We start from the raw sequence: 7853 nt of genomic DNA on the forward strand, positions 1-7853 counted from the left end.
CATGAGTTCATTGCCGGTTGCCAAGGGATGGCTACGTAGGGGCGCAAAGGCGCTTGTGTCGTTCACCTGGCCGGTCTTGCTGACCATTGTTCTGGCTGTGATTTTCATGACAGCCATCGTACATTTCTTTGGAGATATCGAGCAGTTCAGGGAATGGCAAAAAGCGCACTACAACTACATGCTGGCCTGGCGGCTGTCGCTTTATGCGGCGATAGGGCTCGGCTGGTACAGGCTAAGGCGCACCCTCAAACAGCGAGCATCAGACACAAATCTATTCCCCTCGGGACTTCGTCGCTGCGAGGTCATGGCCATCTTCATCATTCTCCTTTTCGAGCTTCGGCGCGCCGCCACTGTAGCGGGAGTTGACCTGCCATGATCTTGCACACGAATGACTACCTTGAGTATTACCTGACGTTGGTCGGATGGCTCATAAACGGCGGCATCTGGAACATGATCGAGGACAGCGGACTCTTCGCAGCCCCCTTTGCCGCCATTGTCATCAGCGAATGGCTCAGAGCCCGCGGTGAGGGAGCTGATGAGGGCAACAAGGGCGTCCTCTCGTTGGCCCGAGTAGAAAACCGGTTCTACACGGCAATCCTAGTCATCATCCTGGCTTGCATGCCTCTGGTAAACGTCAGCATTGATACCATCCAGTTCGACCGAAGCCGCTCAGAGCAGTGCCAATACTCAATACCCAATCCGACTGATACGGGCTGGGAAACATCCTTCAGTACGCTGAACGGTAAAAGCGCCACAGTGCCCGTCTGGTGGCTGTTTGTGCATGCGATGTCCAAGGCAGCAACTGCGGCCTCAGTCGCAGCTATTCCCTGTGGAGTGGATTTGCAACAGGTACGGATGGACGTCAACAAGGCCCGCATCAACGATCCGCTGCTTGCCCAGGAGGTCGCTGACTTCACGAACGATTGCTACGCACGTGCGCGCGCAAAGCTGTTCATGACCCAGCCTACCCTCAGCAATGATCAACTCAACGACGTCAACTGGATCGGTTCGCACTTCTTCCTGCAAACATCCGGCTATTACAGCGACGGTTTCTCTGGGTTCAGGTCACACACTCCCCGAACCAAATGGCCCTATGACGCAACCCGGGACGCGGGCCTGCCACAAACCACTGGTGGTGGTGGGTTTCCTACATGCACTCAATGGTGGTCGGATGGAAGCGTCGGGCTCAGAGCCAGGCTGCTGGAACAGGTCAGTCCGGATCTGCTGAGCAAGCTTGCTCAGTGGGCAAAATTCATGACCCAGACCGAAGTGAGCGACTCGGTCATCCGGGATCTGGTCTCTCCGAGGAAGCAGCAACTGACCCAGGGTCAGGTTTATTCAGACTATGGCGGTCAAGTCGGTGGCTCTGTGCTAAATGACTTTACACGCCTTGCAGCTACAGCTGGTCAGGCAGCAGGATCCCTTGTGATGTATCCAGCCATGGACAGTGTAAGGCAAGCAGCGCCCATGGTGATGGCCTTCCTGAAGATGGCTCTCATCATTTGCATTCCGTTTGTACTGGTGATCGGGGCGTTCGACTTGAAAGTCGTGATGACGGTGACTTTCGCAGCATTTGCCTTGATTTTCGTGGACTTCTGGTTCCAGCTGGCCCGCTGGGTGGATAGCACGATTTTGGACGCCCTTTACGGGAACGGGATCGGCAGTAACGTTCCCCACTCCAATTTTGACCCAGTGTTTGGGGCCAGCAATGCTCAGGGAGACTTGCTGCTGGACTTCGTAATGGGTGCCATGTTCCTAGTACTTCCGAGCTTTTGGGTAGTTGCCTTGGGCTGGACCGGAATGAAGCTTGGCTCACTCATGAATGGGCTAAGCGAGGGAACAAAATCTGCCCAAGCCGCAGGGGGAAAAGGAGCTGGAGAAATTATAAATCAGGTAAAAAAGTAACAGCGCAGAATAAAGAAAGACCAGCGAAAGCTGGTCTTTTTTTTATTTGTATTCACTATCAGAATCAAACCACCCCTTGGTCTGTCCGAAGACGTTGGACTCCATCCCATAGGGTAGCTCTTCCTCCTTAAGAGAATGGCTCAAAGCATCGCCTTGGGTTGACGTATTCATCAATCCAATTGCAATTGCGACTATCGCGATCACTCCCACAACGTACAGTAATCCCCAAGCCGCAAAAAAAGCGATGAATCCGATCGTAGCCAACCGGACGGCCCACTTCACAGGGCTCACAATCAGTGCTGGCATCCCGACGCGGCTGATAGATGACCACAAAGCTTTTTCCAAGCGCAGAACCGCAGCCACACTACGTCCCAGGCCTTGCCCGATCCGCATAGCAGCGCTGCCTTGTACTTTAACTGTGCTCATAGCCACCTCGTGACCCACTCAAATATGTCTTTCTGACATCATTTATAGACGTATACCCGCTCATATTCAACCTACTTCCCCTTGGAAATCAACCTTCCGACGAATAGCCGGCCAACTGGATCAAACCGTTTAGCTGTACGGTTCGACAGCGTTTTCGAATGAAATACTGTCCCAGTAATCCAAGTGCATCCGCGCTTCCATCCCTACCATTCCAGAGCTGCTACACACTTTTCACCTCCCACAACTGATCGAGCCTGGTCGTATAACTTTGACTCATCAGCTCGCGACGCATAGCCCACTCCGGATTAGAAGGAACACTCCCAGCTCGTAAAGTCCCTCTGCCCCAGCGTGTATTGATCTCGTCCAGGACTCCCATCACCTTCTCTGAAGATGCCGGCTGCGAAGCAGCGAACATGTCATCCGTAAATTCGCCAGGCTGTCTCAGATCCAGCAACAGAACCTCAGCTTTGCTGTATTTGAACCCCGGTCGAAACAAACGATTCACTGCCTCAGTCGCCGCCCTGGTCATCAAGCGCACGTCGTTGGTGGGGTATGGCAATTCAACCAAAGCGCCGTTGGCGTACTTGGCTTCTTCCGGATTGAACATGCCGGTACGGATGCTGACGCGGATCTTCTTGCACAGCGAGTTTTGAGAACGGAGCTTCTCGGCCGCACGCTGAGTGTAGGTGGCCACCGCCTCTTTGATAGGCTGAATGGTGGTTAGCCGTTTTCCGAACATTCGGCTGCAACAGATCTCCTGCTTCGGTGGTGCAGCTTCGCCCAGCTCCAGGCACGAAGTACCTGCCAGCTCACGTGCGGTCTTTTCAATGACCACGCTGAACCGGTCACGCAGAGTACGCGGGTCGGCGGTCGCAAGGTCCATTGCGGTACGGATGTTCATCGCCTCTAGGTGGGCATTCATCTTCTTCCCTACCCCCCAGACCTCTGAGACCGCCGTATTACGCAGTACCCAGTTGCGGTTATGCACGTCGCAAATGTCCACAACACCGCCGGTATGGGATAGCAGTCGCTTTGCAGTGTGGTTGGCCAGCTTGGCTAGCGTTTTCGTAGGACCGATGCCAACACCCACAGGAATGCCAGTGCATTTGAGAATGGTCGCCCGGATGCGTCGACCGAAAGCTGTTAGATCTCCAGGGATCCCAGTGAGGTCTGCAAACGCCTCATCAATGCTGTAGATCTCAGAGGCTGGTACCATCGACTCAATGATCGACATGACACGCTCGCTCATGTCGCCGTTTATGTGGAATGGAAAATCAGCCAAACCCCATAACTATAGGATCTGTCAAGTACACAGCGAAGTTTAATCCCCTCTTGGTTTGATTATCAAACAAGGCTTATTCAGTCAAAGCATCCCCCGGGATGCGGCTCTGCGATCCCTGCTGTCAGGCGGACAAGCCAGCGATAACACCTACGCCCAACGCGACTGTTTGATTGCCCCAAATATTAGCACCGCAACATCTTCGAACGCATGTTTGGCTGGCTGATGGAGAACGCAGCATCGTGATGTGCTTCGACAAGCTGGCAGCAAGCTCTGCTGCCACGGTCTCACTAACTTGCAATATACAGCGCATGCGACAACACTTTTCGTGCGGTACCTAAAAATAATTTCACATCATGGACGGAACCTTTTTTCTAATACCACCCACTTAGCTGTTGAAATTTCATTGAGGATTCATGCCATGGGACTTTGTGCATCAAAACCCCGCACAACTTCAGACTACAATACTTACGCATCATACAACTCAGGCTCTAGTACTCCAGAGCCTGAAGAGACTGGCTCTAGTAGAGTAACCGAAACGCATCCTGAGTTCCGTTCTATTCCTGATAGAGCTAAAGACAAAGCTATTGCCCTTAAAGAGGCCTTGAACAGGCAGTCAGGGTATATAACTCCTAGACTGGAATACTATGCTCGAACAGCACTAGCTCAAGCAGCACAAATTGGATCAACTCCTGAAATAACGGAATTGGATATCGAAAATATCGGAGACCTAACAGACACCTATAATCAAAGACTTTCAAATATAAATCTAAAGCATCATACATCTCCTCAGGATTTTTTCCAGGAATTCATGACTTCTCAGGAGCCATGCTGGCGGTCAGTTGTGAGGCTGAGTCCAAACTCTCGGCACCATGTCGCAATAGACGTCCGCAATCAGGATGACGTTCGCACAATGTTAATCATTGAGTCTGCGCTGGCGTATGGAAAAAGTAACAATGCCACCGGTTTCCTGCCTGGCTATCTTCAGATGCATAACAACGTAAAAAATTACGCTCAGGATAACGGCCGCATGGCTGTCATCCAACTTGGAGCTCAAAAATCCAAATATGACTGTATTATTTTTTCTCTAAATAATGCTCTAGCCGCATATCAGAAGGATACTATTTTTGACAGCCTTCATGATAGCCTTCGAGAAAACGGTAGTTGTTTTCAACCTAGAGAGCATAAGTCCGAGACAGTCAGCGGAATTGAAGTTATAGATGGCACTAAAATTCTCCCAGCAGTTTTTTTCAAACACGCTCATTCAAGGTCAACAATAAACGATGCCATTGAAGAACAGCCAGAGCTCGCAGATAGAAATGTTAGCACTAACAGAGAAAGTGCTCATCAGACGTTATCAGAGAGAGTAGCAGACTTTCGAGTTCAAAGAAGTGAGCGATCTTACAGTATGTCCATTGAATCTTCGAGACTACGAAAAATAAGAAAAGCGATAGAATCCTAAAGCACTTGGTACCGAAGCTATTCACTAAAGTGAAGGAATTCATATCGCCACGGCAGATTTCCTTCATGACTATCAATGACGATGGCTCTCGGTACCAAAGCCAATTGAGACTTTCTCGTGAGCGACGTGAATCATTAGGATACGGCATGTGTCGTATTAATCAACGCCTGCACGGCAGTCGCTTCCACCCCAGCTCGACCCTTATCGACGAATACTGATTGGACACCGCGTAACCTTTGTATGGAACCGAATCCATCTCGAGGGCCACTCAAGCACCGCAACATATTTATGACGTAGAATTATGCATACGGGAGTGTAATTTTCAGTTCATCCTGGATGATCCATTGGACTCCCTACCAAACTATTTCATCAGCAACTGGAGTAACACCAATAGTCTAAATCTCAAGCAATCACATACTCGCCAGATCAACTCAATTAGTTTTTCAGGATAACTATGATCACTCCATCTCGATATCCAGGCATCTATATCGCCCCCTCAGTAACGAACCGACAGCAGCTCACACATTCAAAGAACAAGCAGAGGAAGCACTTGACCATATCAGCGCCGCCCCCTCTGGCGATAAGCTATTGCGAAAAATATCCACTCTTGCCAGTCAAAAAGATAGAAAAGTCACGCTAAAAGAGATTGAAATAAATAACCAGTGTTATACCGAAGCTGTTCTGAGCAGGAGGCAGCTGGAAAAGTACGAACCAGAAAACTTTAACGAGAATCGGCACATTGCATCACAGCTATCACGAAAGGGGACCTTTACCAAAGGTGAAGGAAGCAACGCGATTATTGGCTGGTCACCAGACAACGCAAGCATACGCTTAAATCAGAATGGCTCACCGTTACACCTTGGAATGGATAACGACGACAAAATCACGACCCTGGCTCATGAGCTCGTTCATGCTCGACATGTGTTAGGTGGCAGTTCCTTAGCGGATGGCGGAGATCGCTATAATCCACGTACGGGATCTGGCAAAGAGGAACTTAGGGCCGTTGGATTAGATAAGTACCGCTATTCAATTACAAAAAAACCGTCAGAGAACTCCGTCCGAGCTGAACACGGTTTGCCTCTGCGCATGAAGTACAGGCCACATCAATAGGGCAACCTACTGTAAGTTATTTTTTAGCGATGAGCACAGGCGATTATATCTCATTTCGCACAGAAGGAATTAAGACAAACGCCGAATTAGGACGCCCATGATTATCGATTTTTTTTCGCCTCGATTTGACTGGGCGTTCTGCCATCCAGCGTCGGTACATCATCGAGCTTGCGTATAAGCCCATCCAATTTTGCTAGGTCACCTTCGACAATAGCTCGCTCATCGGCAGTTAGAGGCACGGCCTCCAAGTAATGTCCGATGGATATTTTACTTTCCAACGCCTGCGCTCGGGCGCTGGCTTTAGGAACATTAAAATCACAGCCGGCACACGCCATTCGATGGGGGCAACTGCTCCAGAACGGATTTGAACAGTAGGAATCGCCCAGATCATAAAAGGTATAAGGATCCGATGAACGTCGTGCGATTACGTCGTGGTCGATAAGCACTGACACCATGTGTGACATTTGATCAGCTTTGACAAATGATGCCGCCAGCTTTGTGGGGCGGATGCGGATGTAATGTAGCGTAGAACTGGGCGAACTGTGTCCAGACCACTGCATCAGCTCCATTAGCGACATGCCCTGCGGAACACTCGCCAATGCAGTCACGACCGAGGCGCGCCCCCGATGGCTGGTAATACGACCCCGACTGTCGTCTAGCGGGACACCTGCCTTGGCACATAGCATCGGGATAATCGTACGGTTGATGACTCCCGCGCCCATGCGCTTGCCCCGAAACTGAAACAGGTAACTGACCTTCTCCCCGGATCGTTCATCCACAAGTGGTGCCTGGTTCACCGGTCTTTCTTGAAGCCAGGCGTCGATTCGCTCTTTAACCACCGCCGCCACGGGTTTGACAAAAGCCTTGAATGTCTTGCTGGCTGGAATATCGAGGTAGCATAAGGTCTCTGGTGGAATTGTGGTTCCGTCTTCGTGTACCACCTCATGGGGCTGGGCATGCGCACACCCCACGGACAACCGCATAATTTCATTACTGCGTAGCCCGGTGTGTGTCCACACAACAGCCGCCGCCTGAACCATCGCCAAGGGGTAGTGAATTTCCGAGAGCAAATCCTTACGCTCCAGGTTTAGGCTCGCCCAGACCAGCTTGAGCCAGCTGGAGTCGTCGATAACGCGTGGATTGATACCCGAGTTGAACGCCACAGTACGGGGTGTGGCCAGGTGATGTCGGGGGCTGAACTTTAGACGTCCCCAGCCCCACAGTTCAAAGTCGATGAAAAAACGGCGTAAGGCATGCAGAAACGCTCGTTTTGAGTTCGGTGCAATCGGTTGACCAAGCCCTTTCAATTTCGTACCGAGCGCTGACTCCAAAGCCCACTCACCAACGGTCATACGGTCAATCGCCGCGATGACGGCCGCGCAGGTTGATGTGTTCCAATCGACGGGGGAGCTCACCCACGGCTGCTCGCGCGCCAACCAGATGCCGGTTCTCAACATGAAGCTGTAGTTACTTTCCCGTGTACGGGGACGTAAGGCTGAGGTGTCTCGCCAGCGGCGACACCAACTGACCCAGACAGGGTCAATACCCTCGATACTCTTTTCACGCCAGTCAGCACAGCCACGCTTGCGTAACGGTTTATCCAGAATACCCAGCGCAGCTAGACCATGGGAGACTTTGCCAACCAGCCTGGCAATGCCCACGCTTCGATGG

General features: G+C 51.2%; 7 protein-coding genes. 4 read left to right on the forward strand and 3 right to left on the reverse strand.

Going from position 1 to position 7853, the window contains the following annotated elements; translation table 11 throughout:
• The first annotated feature begins 1 nt into the window (after window position 1).
• Together BLR16_RS25565 and BLR16_RS25570 are read left to right on the forward strand one after the other, a co-directional pair.
• On the forward strand, window positions 2-376 hold the full coding sequence (locus BLR16_RS25565) for a hypothetical protein (protein WP_024662518.1): 375 nt from the start codon (window positions 2-4) through the stop codon (window positions 374-376).
• Window positions 373-1905, forward strand: a complete 1533-nt coding sequence (locus tag BLR16_RS25570; protein ID WP_092194587.1) for a conjugal transfer protein TraG N-terminal domain-containing protein — start codon at window positions 373-375, stop codon at window positions 1903-1905. The genes BLR16_RS25565 and BLR16_RS25570 overlap by 4 nt, the downstream gene beginning before the upstream one ends.
• Before the next feature lie 42 nt (window positions 1906-1947).
• Here BLR16_RS25570 and BLR16_RS25575 read toward each other — a convergent pair whose 3' ends face one another.
• Window positions 1948-2298, reverse strand: a complete 351-nt coding sequence (locus BLR16_RS25575; RefSeq protein WP_241689279.1) for a DUF3742 family protein — start codon at window positions 2296-2298, stop codon at window positions 1948-1950.
• A 253-nt stretch (window positions 2299-2551) separates the two neighbouring features.
• Entirely contained in the window at window positions 2552-3613 is a 1062-nt protein-coding gene (locus BLR16_RS25580; RefSeq protein ID WP_092194591.1) for a DUF4113 domain-containing protein, read from the reverse strand.
• Window positions 3614-4031: 418 nt separating this feature from the next.
• Between BLR16_RS25580 and xopJ the strand changes: the two genes are divergently transcribed.
• Window positions 4032-5072 (forward strand): YopJ family type III secretion system effector XopJ, encoded by a 1041-nt coding sequence (xopJ, locus tag BLR16_RS25585; RefSeq protein ID WP_074805420.1) that lies wholly within the window; start codon window positions 4032-4034, stop codon window positions 5070-5072.
• Window positions 5073-5630: 558 nt separating this feature from the next.
• Complete coding sequence (gene xopG / locus BLR16_RS25590; RefSeq protein WP_235205507.1) at window positions 5631-6182, forward strand: XopG/HopH/AvrPtoH family type III secretion system effector; 552 nt, start codon at window positions 5631-5633, stop codon at window positions 6180-6182.
• A gap of 101 nt (window positions 6183-6283) precedes the next feature.
• On the opposite strand, the gene BLR16_RS29000 is transcribed toward xopG, so the two are convergent.
• Window positions 6284-7853, reverse strand: a 1570-nt coding sequence (locus BLR16_RS29000) for a tyrosine-type recombinase/integrase (protein WP_092194595.1), incomplete at its 5' end; no start/stop codon positions are given.

This window comes from Pseudomonas sp. BS3767 (assembly GCF_900099665.1).
GTDB lineage: Bacteria > Pseudomonadota > Gammaproteobacteria > Pseudomonadales > Pseudomonadaceae > Aquipseudomonas > Aquipseudomonas cerasi.

What these genes read in the sequence shown, in the direction of transcription:
- BLR16_RS25570 (WP_092194587.1), top strand. Translation starts at nt 373, where the DNA reads ATGATCTTGCACACGAATGACTACCTTGAGTATTACCTGACGTTGGTC.
- xopJ (WP_074805420.1), top strand. Translation starts at nt 4,032, where the DNA reads ATGGGACTTTGTGCATCAAAACCCCGCACAACTTCAGACTACAATACT.
- BLR16_RS25565 (WP_024662518.1), top strand. Translation starts at nt 2, where the DNA reads ATGAGTTCATTGCCGGTTGCCAAGGGATGGCTACGTAGGGGCGCAAAG.
- BLR16_RS25575 (WP_241689279.1), bottom strand. Translation starts at nt 2,298, where the DNA reads ATGCGGATCGGGCAAGGCCTGGGACGTAGTGTGGCTGCGGTTCTGCGC.